General features: G+C 62.4%; 22 protein-coding genes. 9 read left to right on the plus strand and 13 right to left on the minus strand.

The genetic code is table 11. From position 1 onward, the window contains the following. Positions 1-2 precede the first annotated feature (2 nt). The 7 genes from M1E07_RS05970 to M1E07_RS06000 form a co-directional block, all read right to left on the minus strand. On the minus strand, positions 3-911 hold the full coding sequence (locus M1E07_RS05970) for a sugar kinase (RefSeq protein ID WP_461189342.1): 909 nt from the start codon (positions 909-911) through the stop codon (positions 3-5). Further along, complete coding sequence (locus M1E07_RS05975; protein ID WP_461189343.1) at positions 886-2,388, minus strand: tripartite tricarboxylate transporter permease; 1,503 nt, start codon at positions 2,386-2,388, stop codon at positions 886-888. Before M1E07_RS05975 ends, M1E07_RS05970 begins: the two co-directional genes overlap by 26 nt. Next, positions 2,385-2,813, minus strand: coding sequence for a tripartite tricarboxylate transporter TctB family protein (locus M1E07_RS05980; protein WP_461189344.1), 429 nt, complete (start codon positions 2,811-2,813; stop codon positions 2,385-2,387). Before M1E07_RS05980 ends, M1E07_RS05975 begins: the two co-directional genes overlap by 4 nt. Positions 2,814-2,914: 101 nt before the next feature. Further along, positions 2,915-3,901 carry a Bug family tripartite tricarboxylate transporter substrate binding protein gene (locus M1E07_RS05985; protein WP_461189345.1) on the minus strand — a complete coding sequence of 329 codons (987 nt, stop codon included), beginning with the start codon at positions 3,899-3,901 and terminating at the stop codon, positions 2,915-2,917. A gap of 335 nt (positions 3,902-4,236) precedes the next feature. Then, positions 4,237-5,166 carry an NADP-dependent oxidoreductase gene (locus M1E07_RS05990; protein WP_461190337.1) on the minus strand — a complete coding sequence of 310 codons (930 nt, stop codon included), beginning with the start codon at positions 5,164-5,166 and terminating at the stop codon, positions 4,237-4,239. A gap of 95 nt (positions 5,167-5,261) precedes the next feature. Next, a complete protein-coding gene (locus M1E07_RS05995; RefSeq protein WP_461190338.1) occupies positions 5,262-5,711 on the minus strand; it encodes a thiamine pyrophosphate-dependent enzyme in 450 nt (149 codons plus the stop codon). An 83-nt stretch (positions 5,712-5,794) separates the two neighbouring features. After that, the gene (locus M1E07_RS06000) at positions 5,795-6,394 is read right to left on the minus strand and encodes a hypothetical protein (protein ID WP_461189346.1); all 600 of its coding nucleotides are present in this window, start codon (positions 6,392-6,394) and stop codon (positions 5,795-5,797) included. A 635-nt stretch (positions 6,395-7,029) separates the two neighbouring features. Here M1E07_RS06000 and M1E07_RS06005 point away from each other — a divergent pair. Continuing rightward, a complete protein-coding gene (locus tag M1E07_RS06005) occupies positions 7,030-7,653 on the plus strand; it encodes a hypothetical protein (RefSeq protein WP_461189347.1) in 624 nt (207 codons plus the stop codon). Positions 7,654-7,671: 18 nt separating this feature from the next. Next, on the plus strand, positions 7,672-8,250 hold the full coding sequence (locus M1E07_RS06010; RefSeq protein WP_461189348.1) for a hypothetical protein: 579 nt from the start codon (positions 7,672-7,674) through the stop codon (positions 8,248-8,250). Between the two features lie 73 nt (positions 8,251-8,323). Here the strand turns inward: M1E07_RS06010 and M1E07_RS06015 are convergent, their stop codons facing one another. Further along, positions 8,324-9,982: a thiamine pyrophosphate-binding protein gene (locus M1E07_RS06015; RefSeq protein WP_461189349.1), complete on the minus strand. Its 1,659-nt coding sequence runs from the start codon at positions 9,980-9,982 to the stop codon at positions 8,324-8,326. Positions 9,983-10,076: 94 nt separating this feature from the next. Continuing rightward, entirely contained in the window at positions 10,077-10,607 is a 531-nt protein-coding gene (locus M1E07_RS06020) for an Lrp/AsnC family transcriptional regulator (RefSeq protein ID WP_461189350.1), read from the minus strand. 93 nt (positions 10,608-10,700) lie between these two features. On the opposite strand from M1E07_RS06020, the gene hisC reads away from it, so the two are divergent. From hisC to M1E07_RS06045, 5 genes are all read left to right on the plus strand, one after another. Beyond that, positions 10,701-11,798, plus strand: coding sequence for a histidinol-phosphate transaminase (gene hisC, locus M1E07_RS06025; protein ID WP_461189351.1), 1,098 nt, complete (start codon positions 10,701-10,703; stop codon positions 11,796-11,798). Positions 11,799-11,849: 51 nt separating this feature from the next. Continuing rightward, positions 11,850-13,262, plus strand: coding sequence for an amino acid permease (locus M1E07_RS06030; RefSeq protein ID WP_461189352.1), 1,413 nt, complete (start codon positions 11,850-11,852; stop codon positions 13,260-13,262). 359 nt (positions 13,263-13,621) lie between these two features. Further along, on the plus strand, positions 13,622-16,645 hold the full coding sequence (locus M1E07_RS06035; RefSeq protein ID WP_461189353.1) for a TrlF family AAA-like ATPase: 3,024 nt from the start codon (positions 13,622-13,624) through the stop codon (positions 16,643-16,645). Positions 16,646-17,088: 443 nt separating this feature from the next. Further along, entirely contained in the window at positions 17,089-17,916 is an 828-nt protein-coding gene (locus M1E07_RS06040; RefSeq protein ID WP_461189354.1) for an NINE protein, read from the plus strand. Positions 17,917-18,292: 376 nt separating this feature from the next. Next, positions 18,293-18,886, plus strand: coding sequence for a DUF4352 domain-containing protein (locus M1E07_RS06045; RefSeq protein WP_461189355.1), 594 nt, complete (start codon positions 18,293-18,295; stop codon positions 18,884-18,886). A 486-nt stretch (positions 18,887-19,372) separates the two neighbouring features. Here M1E07_RS06045 and M1E07_RS06050 read toward each other — a convergent pair whose 3' ends face one another. The 4 genes from M1E07_RS06050 to M1E07_RS06065 form a co-directional block, all read right to left on the minus strand. Continuing rightward, the gene (locus tag M1E07_RS06050) at positions 19,373-19,777 is read right to left on the minus strand and encodes an HNH endonuclease (protein ID WP_461189356.1); all 405 of its coding nucleotides are present in this window, start codon (positions 19,775-19,777) and stop codon (positions 19,373-19,375) included. Between the two features lie 20 nt (positions 19,778-19,797). Beyond that, complete coding sequence (locus M1E07_RS06055; protein ID WP_461189357.1) at positions 19,798-20,340, minus strand: hypothetical protein; 543 nt, start codon at positions 20,338-20,340, stop codon at positions 19,798-19,800. 188 nt (positions 20,341-20,528) lie between these two features. Further along, positions 20,529-21,113, minus strand: coding sequence for a DUF4231 domain-containing protein (locus M1E07_RS06060; RefSeq protein ID WP_461189358.1), 585 nt, complete (start codon positions 21,111-21,113; stop codon positions 20,529-20,531). A 313-nt stretch (positions 21,114-21,426) separates the two neighbouring features. Next, positions 21,427-22,176: a FadR/GntR family transcriptional regulator gene (locus M1E07_RS06065; protein ID WP_461189359.1), complete on the minus strand. Its 750-nt coding sequence runs from the start codon at positions 22,174-22,176 to the stop codon at positions 21,427-21,429. A gap of 95 nt (positions 22,177-22,271) precedes the next feature. Between M1E07_RS06065 and M1E07_RS06070 the strand changes: the two genes are divergently transcribed. Together M1E07_RS06070 and M1E07_RS06075 are read left to right on the plus strand one after the other, a co-directional pair. Continuing rightward, on the plus strand, positions 22,272-23,150 hold the full coding sequence (locus M1E07_RS06070) for a carbon-nitrogen hydrolase family protein (RefSeq protein WP_461189360.1): 879 nt from the start codon (positions 22,272-22,274) through the stop codon (positions 23,148-23,150). Positions 23,151-23,159: 9 nt separating this feature from the next. Continuing rightward, entirely contained in the window at positions 23,160-24,509 is a 1,350-nt protein-coding gene (locus tag M1E07_RS06075) for an APC family permease (RefSeq protein ID WP_461189361.1), read from the plus strand. The last annotated feature ends 41 nt before the right edge of the window (positions 24,510-24,550 follow it).

The following is a 24,550-nucleotide window of genomic DNA, read 5'->3' on the forward strand; positions in this document are numbered from 1 at the left end:
TACTACACCAGATCGAAGTCGTGGACACTCGATAGGGCCCGCGCCGCAAGGGTGTGGCCGAGCAGCAACCGGTCGCTGGGCCGGTAGCCCGAAAGTAGGCCCGAAAGATATCCAGCGGCGAAAGCATCGCCGGCTCCCACCACCTCCACCACATCCACGGTGCGGGCGGGTGCAAATTCTGAGCCTGCCGCCGATACGTCTGTAGCACCTATCGCGCCGTCTTTGATCACCAGGTGTTGCGGGCCAAAATCCCTGTACAGGGCATCGGGGTCCCCGGTGCCCCACAGCGTTTCGGCCTCATCCCTGCCCACAAACACGATGTCGGCGCGCCGGGCGCACTCGGCCAGCACCGGCCCGGCCTCCTCCGTACTCCACAGGCCGGGCCTGTAGTTGACATCGAAGGAAACGAGCGTGCCGTGGGCTTCAGCGGTTGTGAAGGCTGCATCAAGCAGGTCCCGGCAGCTGGCGGACAACCCGGCGGTAATGCCTGACACGTGCAGCAGCGGCAGCGCCGGCCAGTCGATCCTTTGCAGGATGGCAGGATCCATACCCGAGGCCGCCGAGCCTGAACGGTAGTAGTACACGGTGGTGCCGGAGGCGCCGGGGTCCTTGAAGTAAACGCCGGTCGGGGCGGCAGGGTCAGTATCGACGAGGGTGGTGTCGACGCCGTGCGCTGTGAGTTGCCGCAGCAGGCGCCGGCCCAGGGGATCATCGCCGACCCGGCTCAACCAAGCAGTGCGGTGGCCTTCCCCAGCCAGGTAGAGGGCGACGGTGGATTCTGCGCCGCCGGCAGACAGCACAAAACTGTCAGCGGTTTCAAGGGGTTCGGCGCCGGCCGGTGCGACGAGGGCCATCGTCTCACCGAGGCACAGGACGGCGGGGGCGTTACCGGAGGACATCAGCTTTAGCACGGAGCTTCCTAGATTTGAGCGTGGAGCGGAGCCAGGGCAGCAGCACCGCGCCAAGGCTGAGGAGAATGAGCCCGACGGCGATGGGACTGGTAAAGATTGAGCCGAACCCGTCGATGACGAGTGCACGGCGCAGGTTGCTCTCGGCCAGGGGGCCGAGGATGAGCCCCAGCACCATGGGTCCTGCAGGGAAACCGAACCGGCGCATGAGCAGGCCAATGAGGCCGAACACCAGCATGAGAACCACGTCAAAAACGCTGCTCTGTACCGCGTAGGTGCCCACGATGCAGAAGGCGATGATGATGGTGGTCAGGTACTGCTGGGGCAAAGCCAGCAGCTTCACCACGCCCTGCATGCGGACAAGGGCAAGCGCCAGTGCGAGGAACGTGGCCACCACCATGATGGTGGCCAGGCTGTAGACGAGGTCGGGTGACTCTACGAACAGCGCCGGGCCGGGCTGCAGGCCCCAGATGATCATGGATCCGATCATGACGGCCATTACCGAGTCGCCGGGCACGCCGAGGGCGAGTGTCGTGGTGACTGATCCGCCCATGGTCGCGGTGCTGGCGCTGTCGGCTGCGGCCAGGCCTTCGAGCGAGCCTTTCCCGAACTTTTCGGGCCGCTTGGAGGCGCGTTTGGCCTGGGCCCAGGCGATGACGCCGGCGATGTCTCCGCCGGCCGCCGGGACGACGCCGACGACGGCGCCTACTCCGGTTCCGATCGCGGAAGGCTTGATCAGCTCCCGCCGCTGGGCCTTGTTGGGCCACCACGCCCCGAGCTGGGTGATGGGGGCGGGCATGGTTTTGGTCCGCGTCTCGGCCAGCTGGTTGAAAAGTTCCGCGATACCGAACAGCCCGATGATCGCCGCGATGAACGGAACTCCGGAACTCAGTTCCGAAAAGCCGAAGGTGAAGCGCTGGTCCCCGGTGATGGGGTCCCGTCCTATTGTGCCCAGGAGGAGGCCTGCTGCGCCGGCAACGAGACCACGCAGCACATTCCCGCCGGAGACACCAACCATCATGGTGAGTCCGAAGACAACGAGGGCAAAGAGTTCCGGAGGGCCGAACCGGAGAGCAACCGAAGCGAGGGGCTGGGCTGCAAGCACCAGGATAAGGATTCCGGCCAGGGAGCCCACGGCAGAGACCAAGGCCGAGCTGGTGAGCGCGACACCTGCTTTGCCCTGTTTAGCCAGGGGATACCCGTCGAAGGTGGAGGCGATGGAGGCTGGGGTACCCGGAGTGTTCACGAGGATGGCAGGAACCCGGTCGCCAAACTGGGCTGCAACATAAATGGACAGCAGGACGGCAAGGCCCTGAAGCGGTTCCAGGGTCAGGGTGAAGCCTGCTGCCAGAGCGACTGCCATCGTTGCCGTGATTCCCGGTACCGCGCCGACCAGGGTGCCCAAAAGCACGCCGGCCAGCAGGCACAATCCGATAGTTGGATCCAGAAGAGCCGCGACGCCGGCAATGAAATCGTTCATAGCGGCACCTGCAGCAGCATTTTGAACAGTCCATAAAGCACCACTGCGGTTAGCACGGGAAAGACCGCGAGGGCCTTAACCCCTCGACCGCCAGTGATAAACATCAAGGCGCTGAGGAACACAACGGTGACTGGAAGGAAGTGGAGGTAGTGCCAGGCAGCGCCGTAAAGAATCGTGGCCAGCAGCACCGCCCCTAGCCGCGCGAGCCCGTGCGTGCTTACCCGTTCCTCGGGCAGCGGATCGGGTTTCCTGAACGCCACCAAAGCGATGGCCACGGCACCTGCCACCAGTGTGCTTCCCAGCACGATCGGCCACCAGCCGGGCCCTATGGACCCGTCCGTGGCATAAAACTCCAAGCCGTGGGTGGGGAGCACCAGGGCGCCTCCCACGACGGCGACGGCAGAGGCTACAAGGAGGCCCCGCACATTGATTTTTCGCGGTCCCCCCGCAGAATCAAGTGGACCGTCGGTAACGGCAGTGGATTCCCCGGGTAACCCGACAGGCGTTCCCACGATGGGCACGCCCTTCATGACCCGCCCCCGAGCAACTTGGCGAAGCGGTTGCTTTCGGCGTCAACGAGCTTTGCTGTCTCGTCCGCCGAGCGGTAAAGCGGCAGATTTCCGCCCTTTTCGATGAAAGACGTGTACGCCTCGGACCGGACGGCCTTCTCCAGGGACTCTTCCAGCTTCTTCGTCGTGTCGGCGGCAAGGCCGGTAGGTGCAGCTACTGCTGCCCAGCTGCCGATGACGACGTCGTGTCCCTGCTCGCCTGCAGTGGGCACATCAGGAAGGACAGGGGCGCGTTCTTCCGTGAACACTGCCAGGACCCGCAGGCGGCCGTCCTTGTGAGCGGGAGCGGTTTCACCGATGCCGGCAACGACGGCGTCCACCTGGCCGCCGGTGGCTGCTGTGACGGCGGGAGCCCCGCCGTCGAACGGGACGTTCTTGAACTTCACATCAGCGACGCTGCCCAGCTCGGTAGCCCCCAGTTCCCAGATGGAGCCTGGGCCGGCGTTGGAGACGGCCACGCTGCCCGGTTTGTCCTTGGCCGCGCGGATGAGGTCTTCAAGGGTGCGGAACGGGCTGTTGGCAGGGACGGCGATGGTTCCCGGCTGGGAGTTTGCCTGTCCCAGGAACTTGTAGTCGGATGGCTTGATGTCGTAGCCCTGGTGACCCAGCAGGCTGACTTCCACGGGGAGGACGGCGATGGTGTACCCGTCCGCCGGCAGCCCGGCGAGGTGCTCCATCCCGACGCTCCCGGAACCCCCGGGGCGGTTTTCCACCACGATGGAAACGCCCAGGTCCTTCTCCATCTCGGTGGCCAGGGTGCGGGCCGTAAGGTCGGTTGCGCCGCCGGCTGAGGTGGGTGTCATGAAGGTGATCGTCTTGGAAGGGAAGTCACCTCCCGCCGCTGCCGATCCGGTGCGGTCCGCGCATCCGGTGGCGCCCAACAGGATGGCAAGGACGGCAGTACCGGCAAGCGCGGTGCGTCCGCGGGTCAAAACTGGGGACATCTTCGTCCTCTTTCTTGTCTTGTTGCGTATATTGCAACATTGCTGTGTATGTTGCACAAGCATATCCGCGAACGAATCTCCGTGACAAGGGTCACCAGGGATTCATGGTGCCGGTGGACATGGCGGGGTGATCTGGCCGTTACCCGCCCCTTGACCAATTACGCGCATACCTCAAGCTTGGCCAGTGCCTCTACACGACGAAGGCTCCGTCGCAAGGAACGGAGCCTTCGCAGGGAGCTGACGGCCAACAGCTAATCTGGAAACTCAACCGCGGGTCCGACTTTCGGGGACCACTTGGCTACGGGAGCCGGCCCGGCGCCAGCCTGTTGCTGGACTCAGGAAACCTGGTCCACGGCAACCACAATCTTGCCGCGGGTATGCCCCTCCATGTTTGATCGGAAGGCATCCGCAGCCTTTTCCAGCGGGAAGACCTCGGCGACTTCCACACGGATTTTCCGGCTGTCCACCAGATCGGCGAGTTCCTGCAGGTCGGCCCCCACCGGATTGACCCACATCCAGTCGCCCCCGTGCTGCTCCACGTCACTGTCGGCAATCGAAGCGTGCCGGCCTCCCTCGGCCAGCACCGCCAGTGTTGAGTCGAGATTTCCGCCCACAAAGTCTGCAACGACGTCCACGCCGCCCGGACGGAGCGCCCGCACGCGCTCCGCGAGCCCGTCCCCGTAGGCAACCGGCTCCGCTCCCAGGGAGCGCAGGAATTCGTGGTTCTTCTCCGAGGCTGTGGCAATGACACTCGCGCCGAGGGCCACCGCGATCTGGATGCCAAGGGAGCCCACGCCTCCGGAACCACCATGGATCAGGACGGTTTCGCCAGCCTTAAGGCCCAGCCGGTTGAGAACCTGGTAGGCGGTCAGTCCGGCCAGCGGCAGCCCCGCCGATTCATTCCACCCGAGCGAGGCGGGCTTCCGTGCCACGAGCCGCTCCGGCAGCGCGATGTACTCGGCAAAGCTTCCGCCGTGGACGTAGTCCTTGCGGCCATAGGCGATGACCTCGTCGCCGGGCTGGAACTGCCGGGCATCGATGCCCACGGACTCCACAACCCCTGCTAGATCCCACCCGGGGATGGCGGGAAACTCCAGGTCCATGACCGCGTCCAGGTAGCCGGCCATGATTTTCCAGTCCACCGGATTCACGGCGGCTGCCTTGACTTTGACCAGGACCATACCGGGCCCGACTTTTGGCATTGGCTGATCGCCGTACTCGAGGACGTCCGGGTTTCCGTATCTGCTGTAAGTGATTGCCTTCATGCCTTCGACAACGGCTGGGCCGGGCACCACTATTCCGGATCCGGCCGGGAAGTGGCGAACCGCACGGGCAGGTGGCTACCACGCGGGGGTGGCTCTTACCCTGCCACCGCCGCCTTCTCTGCCCGCGTCGCGTTCATCCACTCGGTCAGCCACGGGGCGCGGACGCCCGACGTGATCCGGCAGTCGGCCACGAAGGTTCTCTTGGCGCCGGCGTCGATCCAGTCCGTGAGCGCGGCAAGGTCAGCCAGCGAACGGATGATCGCCGACTCGGCGCCGAGCGCGCGGGCGATCCCGCTGAAGTCCACCTCGGGGATGAGCATGGGTTTTTCGGTCAGGCCCTGGGAGCCGTACTGGTGGATTTCGGCTCCGCAGGCAGCGTCGTTGTAGATCACCACGACGGTGCTCTTTGCCGAACCGATGAGCGATTCGAGATCGGCCAAGCCCATCAGGAAACCGCCGTCGCCGGAGGCCAGCACCAGGGTTCGGCCGTCCTCCAGTGCAGGACATGATGGCGGCTCGACTCCATATGCGCCGCCGATGGAAATTCAACGGCGCACTCGTGTCATTTAAGCAAAAGAACGCCAGGGTGGTTCGTCACCCCGACGTTCTTTCCGTTGCGTCGTTTGCGCTACTTTGCGGAGGATCCTGAGCATGACGCCATGGCAGCCGTGCCGGAGCCGCTGTTCTTGGAGACGCTTGCACCGTCAACCAGAATTTCGCACGTAACCGAAGTGTCAGCGCTGAAGTCTCCCGTAACGCTGAGGGTGCTGAAGCTGAGCCCTGATGCCGTCACTTCCTTCTTCCAGTCAGCCGAGATGTCTTCGTTGGAGGAGCCGTCACCGTTCCAGTACGTGACCTTGGCGGGGCCTGTAGTCGTGACGACGTACTCGATCTTGTGTTCCTTGTTCAGTGCCTCGTCCACGCTGTTCGCGGCCGCGCTAATCATTGCGGTGACAACGATGGCAATAATGACAGCGACCGCGCCCAAGATCAGGCCAGCAATGGAGGTGCCCTTCTTGGTGAACTTACGGGTCAGACCGATCACACCAAAGATCAATGCGAGCGGGCCAAGAATGAAAGCTATGAAACCCACAATGGGAATGATTGCGAAGACCACGGCGACAATGCCGAGGACCAATGCAGCGGTTCCAAATCCATTACCCTTCAGCGGCTGACTGCTACTTGCCGAGGGAGCTTGGGCAACGGGCGGGGAATACGGTTCACTCATGACTGTCCTTTGTTTGATGCGGTACCTAAATGCTGCCGCTGTCAACCAATTTAGGTGGAGTGGCAAGTCGAGCTCGTTTCCCCCAGGCAACGGCGATCTCAGTGTATGTAAGTTTTGGGTGCATGTCTGGCCTATGGCTGAATAGGCTGAATTGTGTCGATCCCAAATGGCGAGGTTAGCTGTGCGCCAGTCCCTTTTTGATCCAACCCTGAGGAAAACCTGCGGCAACTCTAGGCTGAAAAGGACAGACCGGGGATATGCTCCCGGAGTGGGCCGGGATGGAAGCTCACTCTGTTGCTCGTTCAGGGGGGAAATTGCAAATCTATAACTCGCCAAAAAATTGGCCGCAGCCGCCTGCTGGTTGGCAGCCGCACGAAGGCTGGCACCCCGACCCCGCCTGGGGTCCGGCTCCTCCCGGGCATGAATTTTGGATTGATGTGCCAGACGCGTTCTCCTCGCCGCCAACGCGTGGAAAGTCGCTGATAACCACAGCCCTGGTGCTGGCGGCTGTAGCGGTAGTCACGTGCTGGATTCCGATTCTCAATATCTTGAGCTTTCTCCTTGGTCTTAGTGCCGTTGTTTTGGCAGTCATCGCGTTGGCGACCGGACGACGTGCCGGAACTTCGATACAAGGTATGACCGTTACCGCCCTTGTTATCGGAGGGGCATCCGTACTCGGATCCATTTTGTTTTTAATGGCCTACTCATCAACTTCCAAGGAAAGCACTAGTCCGATCACTGCCGTGGAGACCAAAGGATCGGTGTCCGCAGGAGCTGACGTGACACCGTCCGCAACTCCCACCCCTGAGGCAACTGCGGCAGTGGGCGGATCGGCAGAAAAGCCGTATCCACTCGGGACGGCAGCCGTTGTGGGGAACGAGTATCAGGTCCAAGTTCTCGGGGTCAGGCTCGATGCAACTGAAGAGGTCGTAGCCAACAATATGTTCAACGATCAACCCGAGGGGAGGTACGTCCTCGTCGACCTTGCTGTCACATATGCAGGGGCTGATGAAGGAAATCCCTGGGTTGACTTGTCGCCAACCTTTGTCGGCACAGATGCCAGACAGTACGATGCGGGCTCTTGCGGGGCATCTTTGGACAACGGGGCGATGCAAGTACCAACGCTTGAAAAGGGCGGTACGGCTAGCTACCAAGTCTGCATGGACGTGCCCGTTGGCGCGATCGAGGGTGGCAAGATTTTCGTTCAGAAGAGCATGTCTATGAATAGCAAAGCCAGGATCTACTGGGGATTGAAGTAGCGCTGCAATGGGGGACCAATGACCGAGAACACTTCGCCAATTCCGCCAACCCCAAGGCCTGGGCCGAGCTACCCTTCGCATGCGCCCTCCGGCCCGATTCAAGGCAATGAACCGGCATACGGAACGCGCCAGCATTACAACCAGCCGCACCCGGTTGCTAATGGCGGGCAACTTCAATACTCGGACCACCAGTACGGCCAAGCGTCACCGCAGTATGCGTCGCAGTGGTACCCGGCCGCACCGGTGCCCAAATCCTCCGGCTTTCGGGTCGCCGCCGGCACCGTCGGCATCGTGCTCGGCGCCGTCCTGCTGTTCGGGTCCATGGCCGGGTTCGGCTCCAACGCGATCGCTGGCCTCCTCTTGCTGGTGGCTGCACTGGGCAATATCACTACCGGAATCGTGCTTTTGGCCAGTCAGCGCGGACGGACCCGCGGTGCGCCGATCACGTCCATCAGCTTCGCCGGATTCGCGCTGCTGGCGGCACTTCTGGCGGTGCCGTTTCTCGGTGGGGCTGTGCTTTTCTTCGTGGTTCTTCTTGCAGTTCCAGTCAGTATTCTCCTGGGCCTTGGGCTCGCACGGGAGAAAAGCGGCGCCTAATCCGTTGGGTAGAAAGAAGCGAGCCATGTGGTTCGGGCTTTCGCTGTTCGCCTGAACAGGGTGCCCGTGAGAGCTACCCGGCCACCGCCGCCTTCGCAGCCTCCTTGGCGTTCATCCACTCGCTCAGCCACGGCGCCCGGACGCTCGAAGTGATCCGGCAGTCGGCCACGAACGTTCCCTTGGCACCGGCGTCAATCCATTCCTGAAGCGCGGCAAGATCCGCCAGTGACCGGATGATCGCCGACTCGGCACCGAGCGCGCGGGCGACTCCGCTGAAGTCCACTTCCGGGATCAGCATCGGCTTTTCGGTCAGGCCCTGGGAACCGTACTGATGGATTTCGGCTCCGTAGGCGGCGTCGTTGTAGATCACCACGACGGCGCTGCTTGCCGTACCGATGAGCGATTCGAGATCGGGCAGGCCCATCAGGAAACCACCGTCGCCGGACGCCAGCACCAGGGTGCGGCCGTCCTCAAGTGCGCGGGCTGCCCCGACGGCGCTCGCAAGTCCGAGGCCAATGGACTGGAAGGCGGTCCCCACCATCACCAGGTCCTGCGGCCGCGGGATGTTCCAGTACATGGGCGCCCAGCCGATGAAGTGCCCGCCGTCCTGAACCACCGTGCGACGCTCCGGCAGCACGGCATTCAGCGCGGTGGCGAGGGCGCGCGGATCCAGCCGGCCGTCCTCGGTCACATCGGAACCGGGGCTGTGGGCCGGTCCTTCGGCCAGGCGTTTCCGGGCTTCCGCGCGCCACGCTTCCGCCGCAGCCCTGTCTTCCAGAAGACGAAGGAGACGTTCCGCGGCGGACTTCACGTCCGCGCTGACGAAGAGGTCCACCCGCTGGTTGGTCGGCTGCAGGGCAGTGTCGATCTGGATGACGGTGCTGTCCGGACCGAGCAGGTGCCCGAACCGCATGGTGAAGGGGCTCAGGCTCGCCCCGGCCACCAGGACCACGTCGGCCTCGCCCATGAGGCCCGTCGCGGTGTCCGTGCCGAAACCGCCGGCCACGCCCAAGTACCCCTCGCCATTGAGGAGGTTGAGCGCCAGGGCGGTTCCGGCAGTCAGTGCGCCGAGCCGGTCGGCGAGTTTGCGGAGTTCCGGGCCGGCGCCGGCGAGGTGCGCACCACGGCCGGCCAGGATCAGCGGCCGCTTCGCCCCGGCGAGCAGGCGGGCTGCCTGCCCTAGCCCGCCGTCGACGTCGTCAATCATCTTTGGTTCTGGCAGCTCGGGAAGCTCCTCGTCCGCAGCCTCCAGTGCCGCGAGGTCGTAGGGAATGGCAATGACGACGGCGGTGCGCTTGGTGAGCGCGTACTCCACCGCCTGCTGGGTGATGGCGCCAGCGGCGTCGCGGGTGACGGTGAAGGTGGCCGCGCCGAGGCCCGCGGCGATGGCGGCCTGGTCCACGTCCTGCGGCCGGGCGCCACTGCTCGGCGCATCCCCGGTGACGAGCACGACGGGGATTTGCGCCTGGACTGCCTCGGCGAGGGCAGTGAGGGCGTTGGTGTAGCCGGGGCCGTAGGTGGTGGTGCCGGCAGCGAGCCGTCCCGACGTCCGGTAGTAGGCGTCGGCGGCGGCGATGGCTGCACCTTCGTGCCGGACGGGGGAGAAGCGGAGGCCCAGCTTCTCGGCCGCGTCCAGGAAGTAGACGTTTCCGTTGCCCATAACGCCGAAGACATCGCTGAGGTAGCTGCTGAGAACCTGCGCCACGCGGCCGGAGACAGTGAGAGTGGTCATGCAGGAAGCTTGCGAGCCTGCGGTCAGATAAGCAATAGAGCTGCGTGGGAGTGGGATATTTGGCAGTAGGGAGCAGCAGTAACTGAAAATATGCTTACTTGTGGCCCGTGTCACCCTCTCTTTCGTTCGTGGCGCCGGATTCCTGCTGCGACAGCCGGGCCAGGAGGCCGTCGTAGCGGGGCGGCATAAGTTCAACCACCGAAATGGCGGTGCTGGTCCGCTGGATCCCATCGATGGCCAGGATCTGGTTGGTGATGCGGTAAAGATCGGCCGTGCTCCGGGCCACCACCTTGGCCATCAGGTCCGCGTCCCCGGTGGTGGCGTGCACCTCGATCACCTCCGGGATGGCCGCGAGCCCGTCTTCCACCGCACCTGCCCGTGTCTGGCTGATGGCCAGTGAGAGGAAGGCCATCAGGTCATACCCGAGGGCGGCGGGGTCCAGCCTGCGGCTGAAGGAGCGGAGGGCGCCGCTGCGCTCGAGCCGTGCCAGCCGGGCATGGACCGTGTTCCGTGCGACGCCGAGTGTCCGGGAGAGTGCCAGTGCACTGGCTTCGGGGTCCTTGTCGAGGGCCAGGATGATCCTGCCGTCGAGAGAATCAAGGGTACGAGAGTTGGCGATGGTCATATTTTCACCACACACAGTAGAAGTTGAGCAGAAGTCCCAATGGCATGAGCGTATCTTGCAATGTGCGCGGGGTCACAATCATGATCGGTCCTCATGACCCTCACTCAGTTCCGGACTGCACCGGATACCGCGCGCCCCACCCTTCGTGACGCCGTGACCGGCCTTCCGTCCTACGTCCCGGGCAGGCGCGGCGCCGGCACGGACATCGCAGCCCTCGCCAGTAACGAAAGCCATTACGAGCCGCTGCCCGCTGCTGCTGCTGCGGTGGCCGCAGCGGCCGGTACCATGAACCGCTACCCCGACGCGGCCGCCGTCGAACTCCGCGAACGGATCGCTTGGCACCTGGGCGTCACGGCAGGGGAAGTGGCGGTGGGACCCGGCAGCGTGGGCGTCCTCCAACAGATCATTACCGGACTGTGCGACGCCGGGGATGAAGTGATCTTCGCGTGGCGTTCCTTCGAGGCCTACCCCATCCTGGTTGAGCTGGCAGGCGCCCGCCCGGTCCGCATTCCGCTGGACGATGCCGAGGGTCACGACCTCGATGCCATGGCCGCCGCCGTCACCGAACGCACCAAAGTCATCCTGCTCTGCACCCCCAACAATCCCACCGGCGTCCCGATCAGGCACGAACGCATTGACGCTTTCCTTCGCGCCGCCCGCTCCGACATCCTCGTGGTGATCGACGAGGCCTACGTGGAATATGCCGAAGCGGGCAGCGGCCCCGATTCCCTGGCGCTCTACCGCCAGTACCCGAACGTCTGCATCCTGCGGACCTTCTCCAAGGCCTACGGACTCGCCGGCCTGCGCGTGGGGTACGCGGTGGCGGCACCGGCCATCGCCGAGGGGCTGCGCCGAACCGCCCTGCCCTTCTCGGTGAGCGCGCTGGCCCAGAAGGCAGCCATCGCTTCGCTGGACGCGGGGGAGGAGATGGAGGCGCGGGTCACCGTCGTGAAGGAGGAGCGCGCACGGATTGCCGCGCAGCTGGCAGCCCAGGGCTGGAGGCTGCAGCCGAGCCAGGGCAATTTCCTGTGGATCCGCGCGGACGACGAGCTCCGGGCAAGGCTCGTCGAGGCGTTCGACGGCGCGGGCATCCTGGTCCGGGCGTACGAGGGCGACGGCGTGCGGATCACCGTTGCCGACGCCGCCTCCAACAATCGCGTGCTCCGGATCTTGGAAGCCCACGCAGCCTAAATACCGACTGACCTTCTTCCCCAAAACGTCATACTAACTAGAGGAATCCCCATGGAACAACAGACAAAGACGTCTGCCCGCGCCCTCGGCGCGGCCCTCAAACCACGCCAGCTAACCATGATGGGCCTCGGAAGCGCCATCGGCGCCGGCCTCTTCATCGGGTCCGGCGCCGGCATCCAGGCGGCCGGCCCGGCTGTGCTGATCTCCTACCTCGTGGCCGGCACCCTCATCATCCTGGTGATGTGGGCCCTCGGCGAGATGGCCGCCGCCAACCCGGACAGCGGTGCCTTCTCCGTCTATACCGCCAAGGCCTACGGGCCGGTGGCCGGTGCCACGGTGGGCTGGCTGTGGTGGCTGCAGCTCGTGGTGGTCATCGCGGCCGAAGCGCTGGGTGCGGCAGGCCTGCTGGCCACCATCTTCCCAGCGCTGCCGGTGTGGCTGATGGCCTTCGTGTTTATTGTGGTGCTCACCGCCGTGAACCTGACCAGCGTGAAGAACTTCGGCGAGTTCGAGTTCTGGTTTGCCCTGCTCAAGGTGGCGGCAATCGTCGCGTTCCTGGCGGTGGGCGCTGCCCTGCTCTTCGGCTGGCTGCCGGGCTTCCAGTCGCCGGGCCTGTCCAACTTCATGGGTGACGGCTTTGCTCCCAGTGGTTTTGCCGGGATCGCGACGGCGCTGTTTGTGGTGGCGTTTGCGTTCGGCGGAACCGAGATTGTGTCCGTGGCGGCAGCCGAGACCGCTGAGCCGGCCCGGAGCGTGAAAAAAGCCGTCCGCACGGTGCTGTGGCGCATCCTGGTGTTCTACATCGGTGCCATCTTCATCATCGCGGCCGTGGTTCCTGTCGGTTCGGAGGGGCTTAAGAGCCCGTTCGCCGCCGTGTTGGAGGCCGCCGGCATGCCGGGTGCGGCCACCGCAATCACCCTGGTGGCCGTCGCAGCTCTGCTTTCCGCGCTCAACGCCAACCTCTACGGTGCTTCCCGGATGGCGTATTCCCTCGCGGAGCGGGGCGAAGCACCACGGTTGCTTGCCTCGGTGTCCAAGGCGCGGGTTCCGGTGGTCGCAGTCCTGGCCAGCGTCGCCTTCGGCGTTGTCACGGTGGTGCTGGAACTGGCGTTCCCCGAGATGGTCCTTGGCGTCCTGCTCAACATCGTGGGCTCCACCTGCCTCCTGGTGTGGACGTCCGCGCTCCTCGCCCAGCTCGCACTGCGCCTTCGCGCCGACCGCGAGGGGACGGAGCTTCCCCTGCGGATGCCCGGCTTCCCATGGCTCACGGGCTTTGGCCTGCTCATCCTCGCGGCGATCTTCACGGTGGGATTCATCGGCGAGGATTCCCGTCCCCAGCTCCTGAGCACCTTCGGACTCGTGGCGTTGCTGGCGGTTGCGAACTGGCTGAACCACCGCAAACGGGAGCTTCCGGAGCGTGTTGAAGCTTCGGAGGGTGACAAGCAGTCGGTGCTCATCGACTGAATCCGGGGCTGCGGCCAGATCGTAAATCCCTTGCACAGGAGGGCGCGTCCGGTTTTGCCGGGCGCGCCCTTGGCAACTCATACCGAGTTAGCCACACTGACTGCCTTTGGACTTGGGCCTCCCCAAACTCTAAGCATGTTGGAACGCACACGCTTTCTGAGGTTCCGCGCTCCTTCGTACTCCGCCAGCGCGGTATAGCGGTCGGGACCGGGTACTGCTCCGGCGTCGAACGTGTCAGGGATCGGCTGCAAACTCAATACTTGGCAGCTCGCTCCCATCGAACAGGCTGAGCGCCCGTTGATGCCCGACGCTGGAGTGTCTCGACCTCAAAGTCTGCGCAGAGGCCGTAGGCTCACCTAATGATTGACCAAAACGCCCGAGGTTCCGAATGGAAAAAATGGGACCTGCACGTCCATACGCCGCTCTCACTGAGGCAGGGCTATGGCGGAGACACTCCTGAGGTTTGGGAAAAGTTCATCCAGGAAATTGAGAACCTGCCACGATCCTTTGCGGTATTGGGAATCAACGATTATTGGTTTCTCGACGGCTATAAGCGACTTCGGGATGAGCACGCTAACGGACGCATGCAGAACATCGAGACGCTCTTTCCTGTTATCGAGATGCGTCTCAATCAGTTCGGCGGTTCGGAATCAAAGCTCAGCAGAGCGAACCTCCACGTCATCTTCGATCCCGAGATTGCACCCGAAGTGATTGAGTCTCAGTTCATTGCTGCGCTACGCCCTAAGTTTCAACTGGGTGCCTCGGGTGAGAATTTCTGGAATGCCTCGATTACGAGAGATTCGCTCGCAGACCTGGGCCGAAAGATGAAGCTGACCGTTCCTCCGGAACGTATTGCTGAGTATGACTCCGACCTGATTGAAGGATTCAATAACGCTAACGTCACCCTTGAAATGGTCCAAGAGGTTTTGACGGGACACGTCTTCAAGAACCGCTCGCTTCTGGCGCTGGGCAAGACTGAGTGGGCCGACATCAAGTGGGCTGACGGCGCGATAACGAGCAAGAAGCATTTGATCAACATTGCGGACATCGTATTCACCGCCTTCGATGAAACAACGACTTGGGCCAAGAGCAGACAGGCGCTTATTAACAACGATGTGACCTCCGCGCTGCTGGACTGCAGTGACGCCCACACTTGGAGTACCAATACCGCCAATAAAGACCGGATCGGCAACTGCGAGACTTGGATACGCTCAACCCCTACGTTTGCCGGTCTTGTGCACGCACTCTCCGAATTCACTAGCAGGGTGTACGTGGGCACTGAGCCGGAAGACCTCCGACGGAGACGCGAGGCTCCCGAACGGATCATAGATTCAATTGCAGTGCGACCAGTCGAGGGTGCGACCTCGGAGCTGTTCAACTACGCAATTCCCCTGAATCAGGGACTGGTAGCCATTATCGGTAACAAAGGGCAAGGTAAGTCGGCCCTCCTTGACTGCTTGGCCCGAGGAGGAAACTCTTCCCGAGGAGATTACTTTGCATTTCTTAATCGGATGCGATTCCTGAATCCTAAGAACAAATTGGCCTCGGCTTTCGAGGCCGAGTTGACGCTCGCTGACAAAACGTCTCACGTGGCAGGCCTAGCCAAACCGCACGACCCGGCCAACCTTGAAAGGGTCGAATATCTTCCCCAACGACTTATCGAGACGATTTGCGCCAGCGATCCGCTGAGTCCGGAAAATGATGCATTCGAGGGGGAACTTAGCCGAGTGCTGTTCCACCACATCGATGAGGTGGATCGGTCAGGCGAAGAAACTCTAGAAGGTCTTCTTCGCCTTCGAACGAAGTCCATCGATGCGGCCGTAAGCAGGCTCCGCCTGGACGTAGATGCCAAGTCCGCCCAGCTCGTTGATCTCGACCGGGAGATGAACGAGGTCACGTTGGTAGACCTCAAGAAGCGCCGCGATGAAATGCGTCTTCAGGTCGACGCAGCCGTGGCTGATCTGGACGCAGCCGTTCTAAGTCTGAAGGAACTCGAGGCCGGAGAGGCTGAACCCACTGAAGTCGCGTCCGATCGGGACGCGCTTGCCCAGGCGGTTGCCGAGGCTGAGACTCTTGCTGCACACGTGGCCACCCTGACTGTGGAAGGGGCTCAGGTTTCTAAACAGCTGACTGAGCTTGTCAGCGTTGAGCAGGCCGCGCAATTCATGTCGCAGCAGGCTTCCACCCTGAACGTCGAATACCGTGAGGCCATTGGCATTCCAGCTGGAGACGTGGTGACGGTAGTGATCGACTCGGCTGCAATCGTGGCAGCCCGCTCGCAGAGAGTTGGCAAGCAGCTGCAAATTACTGATGAACTGTCCACGGCTCGCGGCGCTCTAGAAGTGTTGGGAAAGTCGTGTGACACCCTTCGACTCCAGCTCACCGCGCATGACGGTGTTCGAGAGGCTGCACGGCGTGAGGTAGAACAACTCCAGAAAAGGGTTGAGGCATTGGCCGGCGAGCCTGGGGAGCCGGACTCGGTTTCTGGTTTGGACACGCGGATCAAACGCGTAGGTGAGATTCCGGGCGAGATAGAGAAGTTGCAGGACGACCTCGCGCAGCTGGCCACGGGGATCTACTCGCAGCTTATGTCCCGAATAGACACGATTCGTGATGTTTATAAGCCAGCGGAGGAGTTTGCCCGCCACGATGCCTTGGCAAGCGCGGCAGGCATCACGTTTGATGCCAGTATTAGGTTTTCTAGTGACTGGGGACGCCTCTCCGATGTGCTCGACGGGCGCCGAAATTCAGAGCTGCTGAGCCGACTCGAAGAAGTGAGAGTTAGTCTCGACCCCATGGACGAAGGCGAAGTCGTAACAACTACCCTCGAGATCCTGAGACGCATGGGTTTTGAAGGCGGGGACATGTCTAGGCCTGCTCGTTCACTGAAAGCAGGGTTCAGATCTAATACGACCCCCTCAGAAACAATCGCCCACCTGGCTGGTCTTACATGGCTGGAGACATCGTTCAGCTTGTCCGGAAACGGAATTCCTCTATCGCAACTTTCGCCCGGCGAGCGCGGCTTGATTCTCCTTCTCTTCTACTTGGTGCTTGACCGGAGTGACACTCCCCTCCTCCTAGACCAGCCGGAAGAGAACCTTGATAATTCGGCAGTGCGCAGGGTCCTCGTTCCGGCACTCCAGCAAGCGAAGCTCCGACGCCAGGTCATTGTTGTAACGCATAACGCCAACCTAGCCGTCGTCGGCGATGCGGATCAGATCGTGCATTGCTCTTACGACTCGGGCGTTTTCACGTTGCACAGCGGACCGCTGGCGTCACTGGATACAGGGGAGTTCGTCATTGACGTACTTGAGGGTGCACGGCCAGCGTTTGAAAACCGTCGGAAAAAATACGAGGAGGTCGTAGTCCAGCCACTCGTCTGAGTTGGGCGGAAACTATCAGCCGGGCACGATCGAACCGCCCTAGCTGGGGTGACCAACACTGAGCCTGGATAAATCTCTGGCTTTGGACAAGCCTGCCTTCTTGCTGCTGGGGCCGTGATTATGGACACCTGTGAGAACGGACTTTCGTTGTCGCAGCGGGATAAGTGCTCGGAGCCCGTGGCCAAGAACAAAAGGCCCCGGAACTTCCCGGCAAGGTGCATTGTGTTTCCGTGATGTCCGGGCTTGCCGAATCCAGTACCGCTGACCTTGCCGGAAAATAGGTCCAACCCGGCGATTACTTCTCAGCTTTGTCGCAGTATTGGATCAAGATCGGCATTACACGAGGGACCCCATGAGACGATTCACGCACCTTGCGCGCCATGCGCAACGACGCTAAGCATTCGGACAAATCACATTATTAAATGGGGAACCAATTGGGCAAAATGACGGGCAACCGCCTCAACACCGCGGCAAATGTCGGCACCTTTGTAACTAGCCGCCAGCAGCTGGATCAGCAGAGGAAGCTGGCAGCAGACACCAGTGCGCTGCTGGAGATTCAGAGGCGGCAGGCCTACGAAGCCGACTATGACCGGCTGCTGAACCGTACCGACAAGGATGTGGCACAGGGGCGAATCACACGGGGTCAGGCGGACTATACCCTGCTGGCGGCCCGCACGGATCGTGCTGTGGCAGAGGGGCGTAAGAGGCCGACCGAGGCCTTCTATGACCTGCTTGTGGCCCGAGTTGAGCTGGACGTGGCAGAGGGGCGGCTGACCCGCAACGAGGCGGATACGCATATCGAGCTCGAGTGGTACAACCACATCAACCCGGCCCCCAAGCCAGCAACCCGCGTCACGCATTCGTTCGGCGCCATGCTCAACGCGAGCCTTAGCTCCGCAACGGCCGGGTGGTACATCAAGGAGACGGGCGTCGCCCGCCGCTGGGACGGTGCAAGATGGACGCTGGAGACCATGCCTGCGACTGCTGCAAAGGAGATAGCCCGCCACGAATGGCTGTCGGTCACAGCTGAAGGGCGGGTCCAAAAGTCGCGGACGACGGCCGGGATCTTGGGGATCCTGCTCGGCCTCGTCGGCGCGCACCGGTTCTACTTGGGCGACAAGGGCTGGGGCGGGTTGCAGTTTGCCGTGTTCCTCCTGACGTTCCCACTTACCTTCGGGCTTGTGGGCTTGTGGGGTGTCATCGAGGGCATCATGATCCTATGCAAGGCAAATACTTTCAGCCGTGACGCTTCAGGGGTGCCGCTTAAGTAGATGGTTGATCAGCCTCGCTGCGCGCATTAGCCCAACACGCAGCTTGTCTTGCGTCAGTCGTTGTGGCCAGTCCCACCAAGGGGGTGGCCACGGTCGTATCCTCAGACTATTAGGCTGTCGACCAGTTGCTTGTGCTGTGCCTAATGACTTTTCGCCTTGCCGACTCCCTAACGCTGACCCTGGTGGGTGCAATCAGTCCAAGATGCAGAAGGACCCGGCGATCTCATCTCAGCTTTGATGCAGCGTTGGAGCAGGACCGGCTTTGCGCGTGGGATCACGTGAGAGGATTCACGCATCATGCGCGTCATGCGCATCAAGAACAATTTAGGGGTCTCCAACAATGAAGTACAAAAGGTCTTTGCCAGCCCTTGCTCTGATGGCTACGTTCGTGCTTGGCCTGTCCGCATGCGGTGGGTCACCGTCCGCCACTACGGCCACGCCCACCGTTCCCAGTGTTGAAGCGGTGCCGTCGGCCACGCCCACACCGACTGCCACTGCATCACAGATGGCAAGGTCGCCACGCGGCAACCTCATCAAGGTTGCAGGCCAGCCTGCCGGCCAGGCTGATCCGGTCACGAAAAAGCAAACAGTCAGCTTCACCATCAACAGCATCACCGTTGATCCGCCATGCACCGGCCCATTCCCACGGCCTGCGGAGAGGGGTCACTTTGTCATTCTGGACGCGTCCATTGAGACGCTGCCGGAGCTGGCGGAATCGTCCTTCCCGAGGTTTGACCTGAGCCCGCACACGTTCAAGTTTGTGGCAGCCAACGGCACCACCTACAACGGCAACCTGACCAGTGGCCCATCCTACGGATGCCTGCCCGAATCTGAGATCCTCCCCATCAGCGGCGTGGGACCAGCGGAAAAGGTGACAGGCAAGATCGTCCTGGATGTCCCCGACACCACCGGAACGCTAATGTTCCAGCCTGACGGGGCCGGCATGGGCGGCTGGGAGTGGACCTTCTGACCAAGGGCTATGGCGAGGGCCGTCCGACCAAGGGACGGAGGGCAGGACGATAAGACGATGAGCACGCTCGTCGCCCAATTGCTAATCAGGGGAGTGTCTCATCGGTGTGTACTCGTTGAACTGGATTGGGACGAAGGGCGGCAATTAAGGACGGTGCTTCAACCGTTTTCCTGGGTGTTCGCGGAGTTACTGAGAGGCCGCCGCGTGAAGTGGGATCTTCTAATTATCTGAGCCAACGGCAGGATACTGTCCAGTGATTGTGTATTGCGCCTGTGTGCTGTCCGGACTGCCGGACATTACAGACTCACCAGACCATGCGGCCCACCGGAAATCACAGACTTACCAGTTGCTCGCTAGAGCGGTAGGGGCAATTATGGTTTGCGTTTCAACGCCCGGTCTCCCGGGCCTTCGGACAGTAGGTCCTGGGCCCGGGGGCTTTAGATTAGGAGCCGTCGCTAATCGGGTTAGGCACGGCGTCCTGTCCTCTCAAACGGGCGCGATCTTGTTCGATTTGGTCCTGTTGCATCGCCAACACAGGGCTTGCAGATTCTCCGGCGTTGACAACCCGCCCTTCGAGACAGGAACAACGTCGTCCACTTCAAGAAGAAGATGGGGCTCAGCAGCGAGCGACACTGAGCAGTATCGGCAAGTGTGGCGGTCTCGCGTCTTGATGAACTGGCGGAGTTTGGCAGTCATAAGTGCTCGCTGTCCAGCCGCGCTTTGGCTAAACCGAATCTTCTGCGAAAGCGTCCCGACGAGCGCGTCAATCGTCTCGGTATTCAGGGCGACGGTCGTTCTCTGCGAGCTGTTCCCACCAGCGCTTACGTATTCGAAGGCATATTCAGGATACGGAACGCTGATGGGCAAGAGTTCGATTCCGACGTGCTCCATGAACTCGTCCGCGTAGTGCTTCAAGATGAACGCAGGAGGGTTGAACGACGCAGTAATACTCGTCTCGCGCTGGCGCAAATTGTCGACCGCATCTTCGAGTCGGGCGACCTCCTCACCAGATGTTCCACGTCAGAGAGGTTTGCCTCGTCCGCCTTGATGTTGAAGTACTTCATCAGATACTTGATGGGATCGGTGCTAGCATTGCGGACAACTTGCAGTGAGCAGTTATGCACATTCTGTGCCTGGTAGTTAGCTACATTACGGTCGCGGCGGTAGTTGTGATTGCTCGTATTATCGAACGACGCCAGGTGTGCGTGAGCGCCCGTGGCAGCTATGCCAAGCTGAAACGTTCCGCGGCCACGAATCTCAGAGGTGTACTCAGCTATCTCATTGTGCTCATCGACGACCGAAGTGATCGCAGCCTTCCTCGCCAGAAAGTCTTCGCTCGCAAAGTAGCGGTTCTTACGGATATGCCGGATCAGCCGGGGCAACATCACGCCCGCCCAAGTAACCAGCACAATTGGCAGGACGATATACCAATACGAAGCCAGGAGCGCTAGCACGACTATGACGATTCCAAATGCGACAGCTATATACGGCAACGGTGGCTCCCCCTCGAAATGATTCAAATATGAGGATAGCGCTCGGCACTCTCTCGAACAGACTCTGCCGCGGAGAGCGTCGCGCACTTTGAGTCCGGAAGGCTAAGACGTGGCTCGTGCTCAGAAGAGAAACGGTCGCGAACCGCTGCCTAACCCGCTGGCGGTTGCACGCGGCCAGGGCCGATTTCCTGAGGCGCAGAGCGCGGATAGTCGGCGTTAGTCGAGACCTGCTCCGCCAAAGTCATGCTGCTCAGCGTCGATGCGTTTTCAGCTGCTATGGCACTTTCTGTTCGCTCCACGAGAGTTTCAAGAGCGGTGGCATCGTCAAGATCCTTGTACACGCCCACGGCCTTTGCGAAATAAACCGCCTCATGGCCGAGGTACTGTTCAGTCGATCGGTAGTTCTTCCACTGCTCCCGGTAGTGGTAAACACTTTCCAAGGAGACGAGCACGACGACTCCAAGGCTTATTGCTGTTGTCACGGGAGCCATCCAGTCCCACTGGACATTGATGAGCGCTGGCACGAGCGCTCCGCCGACAACCGATGCAGTCCGCATCTGTAAGTAGCGCTTCTTGCACTTGACAGCCTTGCCGTCGTACCACGTCTGATACTGCCTCAGCCTGCCAGTGATGTAGTCCTGTGACCCGGGAATGCGGTCCTCCCCTGGGAAAACGGCGGGCTCTGCAGGTGGACTTGCAGCACGGCGGCGCCAGCGGAAGATTCTAGGGGTCATGAAGCAAGCCAGCCCGAAAAACAAGGGAATGTCAATTTAAGGTTTGTTGCTGTGCGCGTGACAGAATTCCAGTCTCTGCCGGAAAGAAAGTCGTACCGATTTCGGGACACAGTTGCACAAATGGGAGGCGACTTGCGTTTCGGCATACTTTGCCTGCCAGGGATGCGCGCTGTGCATGAAGAACATGCCTGCTTTCAGTATCATCAACCGGGCGATCGCCTCTAAATAGAGCTACGGGCCGCGGAGCCGGTTGTTTTCGGTCAGAGGCAGCAGCAGGAAGTACCGGGCGCAAGTATTAGTCAGTCAGCGTGGCTTAGACCCTGCCGGCGGCCAGCCCCATAAACATCGTCCGGTGCAGGATGTCCACGTGCTTCCGCGAAACCTCCACGGCCTCCTCAACTTGACCGGCGCGGAGGGCAGCCACAATCGCGATGTGCTCGTGGTTGGACTTGTGCAGCTTCTCAATCGGGTAGGGAATGAAGTAGTTATAGAGTTCGGCGAGCGTCTCGTGATAGACCTCGACGGCGGTGCCCATCCCTGACGCGGTGCCCACCAGCTGATGGAACCGCTCGTCGGCCTGGTGATAGACGGACCAGTCCGTCGCCTCAGCCATGTCCAGGGTCAGCCGCTCCAGCTCATCCAGCTGCTCCGGCGAGGCGTTAGTGGCCGCATAATGCGTCACCGCGCACTCGAACAGCAGCCGTCGGTCCACCAATCGGTTCACGGCCTGCGATTCAGCTGGTGACGCCGAAAGCTCCGCCAGAACCTCCGTAGGCGGTGAATCCGCCACAAACGTTCCCCCGGCCCGGCCGCGCCGTCGCACCACCACACCCTGCTCCGCGAGGCTCGCCAGAGCACGCCGGGCAGTGATCGGGCTGACAGAAAGGCCCAAGGCAACGTCCTCCTGGTCCGGCAGCCGCTCGCCCGGCTTCAAGAGCCCAAGCGAAATGGCCATGCCGATCCGCATCCGCACCGCGTCCATCGCGCTGCGGCGCTCCATCCCGGGCATCCTGCCGGCACCAAGACGGGTGGGCTCGACGGTGTCCTCCAGCTGACGGGTCATATCCGCTACCTTACGGCCCACGCCGCCCCCTTTCCTTTATTGGTTCATTCTGATCTAATATAACCCGGATCACACCCCAACGCGGAGACAAACCCATGCAACGCATCCTTCCCCTCATCGCTGCCCAGGCCCGGCCGCGGCTCATCGGCGAACCCGTCTCGGCCTTCGCGGACGAGGTCAAGAGAGCCCTCGAGGCCCAGCCGCACAGCAAGCTGGTCGTCTTCCCCGAACTGCACCTCTTTGGCGATGAAAACCCGGACCTCCAAAGAACCGAAATGCTCCAGGCCTCCGCCGAGCCTCTGGACGGGCCACGGGTCAAAGAGCTCACACAGCTCGCGAAAGACCTCGACATCTGGCTGGTCCCCGGCAGCGTCTGCGAACGCGGCCCGGAAGGCCAGCTGTTCAACACCCAGCTGGTCCTGTCCCCGGAAGGGGAGCTCGCCGGCTACTACCGGAAGATCTTCCCCTGGCGCCCGTTCGAGCCCTACGATCCCGGCGACCGGTTCACCACCGTGGACCTGCCCGGCATCGGCAGGGTGGGCCTGAACATCTGCTACGACGCCTGGTACCCGGAGGTGTCCCGCCAGCTCGCCTGGATGGGCGCCGACGTGATCCTCAACGTCGTCAAAACCACCACCCCGGACCGCAAACAGGAACTGATCCTCGCCAAGGCCAACGCCATCGTGAACCAGGTCTTTATGGTCAGCGTCAACTGCGCCGGCCCCACCGGCCAGGGCAAGAGCATCATCGTGGACCCGGAAGGCAACACGCTCACCGAGGCCCGGAATGATCACCCGCAGCTGCTCACGGCGGAACTGGACCTGGCCGCCGTCGACCGCGTCCGCACGCACGGCACGGAGAACCTCAACCGCCCCTGGTCGCAGTTCCGCGACGGGGAGCCCGCCGTCGAACTTTCCGTCTACCAAGGCCGGATCAACCCGGCCACCTGGACACCGCCGTCCTACAAGCCGTAAGGAAACACCGTGACTACAACCCTGACCCGCACGCTGAAGCTGCCCTCGCTGGTCCTGTTCGGGCTGGCGTACCTGACCCCGATCATCGTCCTGGGGATCTTCGGCATCATCGCCGAAACCACCGGCGGCGCCGCGCCCGCCGCGTACCTCGTGGCGCTCGTGGCCATGCTGTTCACCGCGCACAGCTACGGCCGGATGGCCGTCGCCTACCCCGTGGCCGGCTCCGCCTACACGTACGTCCGCCGCTCCATCGATCCCCGTGTCGGGTTCCTGGTGGGCTGGGCCGTGCTGCTCGACTACCTCTTCCTGCCCATGGTCATCTGGCTGATCGGCGGCTCCTACCTGAGCGCCCAGTTCCCCGGCATCCCCATCGGCGTCTGGATCGTGGGCTTCATCGTCATCACCACGCTGCTGAACATCCTGGGCATCAAGGTGGCGGACAAGGCCAACTACGTGCTGATGGCGTTCCAGCTGCTGGTCCTGGTGTTCTTCGTGGCGCTGGCCATCGGCAGCGTGGTGTCCGCCAACGGCGCCGGGGTACTGGCCAGCGGTCAGCCGTTCTTCAACGACACCGCCAGCTTCGCCACCATCTCCGCGGGCGCGGCCATCGCCGCGTACTCGTTCCTGGGGTTCGACGCCGTCACCACCCTCACCGAGGAAACCATCAACCCGCGCCGGACCGTGCCGCGCGCCATCATGCTGGTGGCCCTGATCGGCGGCGGCATCTTCGTGGCGGTTTCCTACGTGACCCAGCTGGTCCACCCCGGCGGCGTGTTCGAGGACTCGGCCTCCGCAGCCAGCTCCATCGCCCTGCAGATCGGCGGGCAGCTGTTCGGCGCCGTGTTCCTGGCCGGCCTGGTGGTTGCGCAGTTCGCCTCCGGCCTCGCCGCGCAGGCCAGCGCCTCCCGCCTGCTGTACGCGATGGGCCGCGACTCCGTCCTGCCCAAGGCGGTCTTCGGCCGGCTCAGCGAGAAGTTCCACACCCCGGTGGCAAACCTGGTGGTCACCGGCATCGTGGGCCTGATCGCGATCTTCCTGGACGTCGCCACGTCGACGTCGTTCATCAACTTCGGTGCCTTTACCGCCTTTACGCTGGTGAACGCCTCGGTGGTGTTCCACTATGTGCGCCAGCGCCGGGCCGGGCAGCAGCTGAACCCGGTGTCCTACGTGGTGGTCCCGGTGATCGGCGCGATCATCTGCGCCTACCTGCTCTCCCGGCTGGACAGCAACGCCATTACGCTGGGGGTGTCCTGGCTGGTGCTGGGCGTGCTGGTCCTGGCCCTGATCACCCGCGGGTTCAAGGCCTCGCCGCCGGAGATGACGGCCACGGAGAAGGCCACGGTCGAGGCAGCCGCCTGACCTTTTGTCAGTCTGTAGTGTGGCCGGCGGGCCGAGGGAAG

Source organism: Arthrobacter sp. Z4-13, from assembly GCF_054792705.1.

Bases quoted from the DNA above. Each gene is read 5' to 3' on its own strand.
- M1E07_RS05985 (WP_461189345.1), bottom strand. From the start codon at position 3,901: ATGTCCCCAGTTTTGACCCGCGGACGCACCGCGCTTGCCGGTACTGCC.
- M1E07_RS06040 (WP_461189354.1), top strand. From the start codon at position 17,089: ATGACGGGCAACCGCCTCAACACCGCGGCAAATGTCGGCACCTTTGTA.
- M1E07_RS05975 (WP_461189343.1), bottom strand. From the start codon at position 2,388: ATGAACGATTTCATTGCCGGCGTCGCGGCTCTTCTGGATCCAACTATC.
- M1E07_RS06065 (WP_461189359.1), bottom strand. From the start codon at position 22,176: ATGACCCGTCAGCTGGAGGACACCGTCGAGCCCACCCGTCTTGGTGCC.
- M1E07_RS06060 (WP_461189358.1), bottom strand. From the start codon at position 21,113: ATGACCCCTAGAATCTTCCGCTGGCGCCGCCGTGCTGCAAGTCCACCT.
- M1E07_RS06000 (WP_461189346.1), bottom strand. From the start codon at position 6,394: ATGAGTGAACCGTATTCCCCGCCCGTTGCCCAAGCTCCCTCGGCAAGT.
- hisC (WP_461189351.1), top strand. From the start codon at position 10,701: ATGACCCTCACTCAGTTCCGGACTGCACCGGATACCGCGCGCCCCACC.
- M1E07_RS06070 (WP_461189360.1), top strand. From the start codon at position 22,272: ATGCAACGCATCCTTCCCCTCATCGCTGCCCAGGCCCGGCCGCGGCTC.
- M1E07_RS06020 (WP_461189350.1), bottom strand. From the start codon at position 10,607: ATGACCATCGCCAACTCTCGTACCCTTGATTCTCTCGACGGCAGGATC.
- M1E07_RS05990 (WP_461190337.1), bottom strand. From the start codon at position 5,166: ATGAAGGCAATCACTTACAGCAGATACGGAAACCCGGACGTCCTCGAG.
- M1E07_RS06030 (WP_461189352.1), top strand. From the start codon at position 11,850: ATGGAACAACAGACAAAGACGTCTGCCCGCGCCCTCGGCGCGGCCCTC.
- M1E07_RS06010 (WP_461189348.1), top strand. From the start codon at position 7,672: ATGACCGAGAACACTTCGCCAATTCCGCCAACCCCAAGGCCTGGGCCG.
- M1E07_RS06045 (WP_461189355.1), top strand. From the start codon at position 18,293: ATGGCTACGTTCGTGCTTGGCCTGTCCGCATGCGGTGGGTCACCGTCC.
- M1E07_RS06015 (WP_461189349.1), bottom strand. From the start codon at position 9,982: ATGACCACTCTCACTGTCTCCGGCCGCGTGGCGCAGGTTCTCAGCAGC.
- M1E07_RS06005 (WP_461189347.1), top strand. From the start codon at position 7,030: ATGACCGTTACCGCCCTTGTTATCGGAGGGGCATCCGTACTCGGATCC.
- M1E07_RS06050 (WP_461189356.1), bottom strand. From the start codon at position 19,777: ATGGAGCACGTCGGAATCGAACTCTTGCCCATCAGCGTTCCGTATCCT.
- M1E07_RS06035 (WP_461189353.1), top strand. From the start codon at position 13,622: ATGATTGACCAAAACGCCCGAGGTTCCGAATGGAAAAAATGGGACCTG.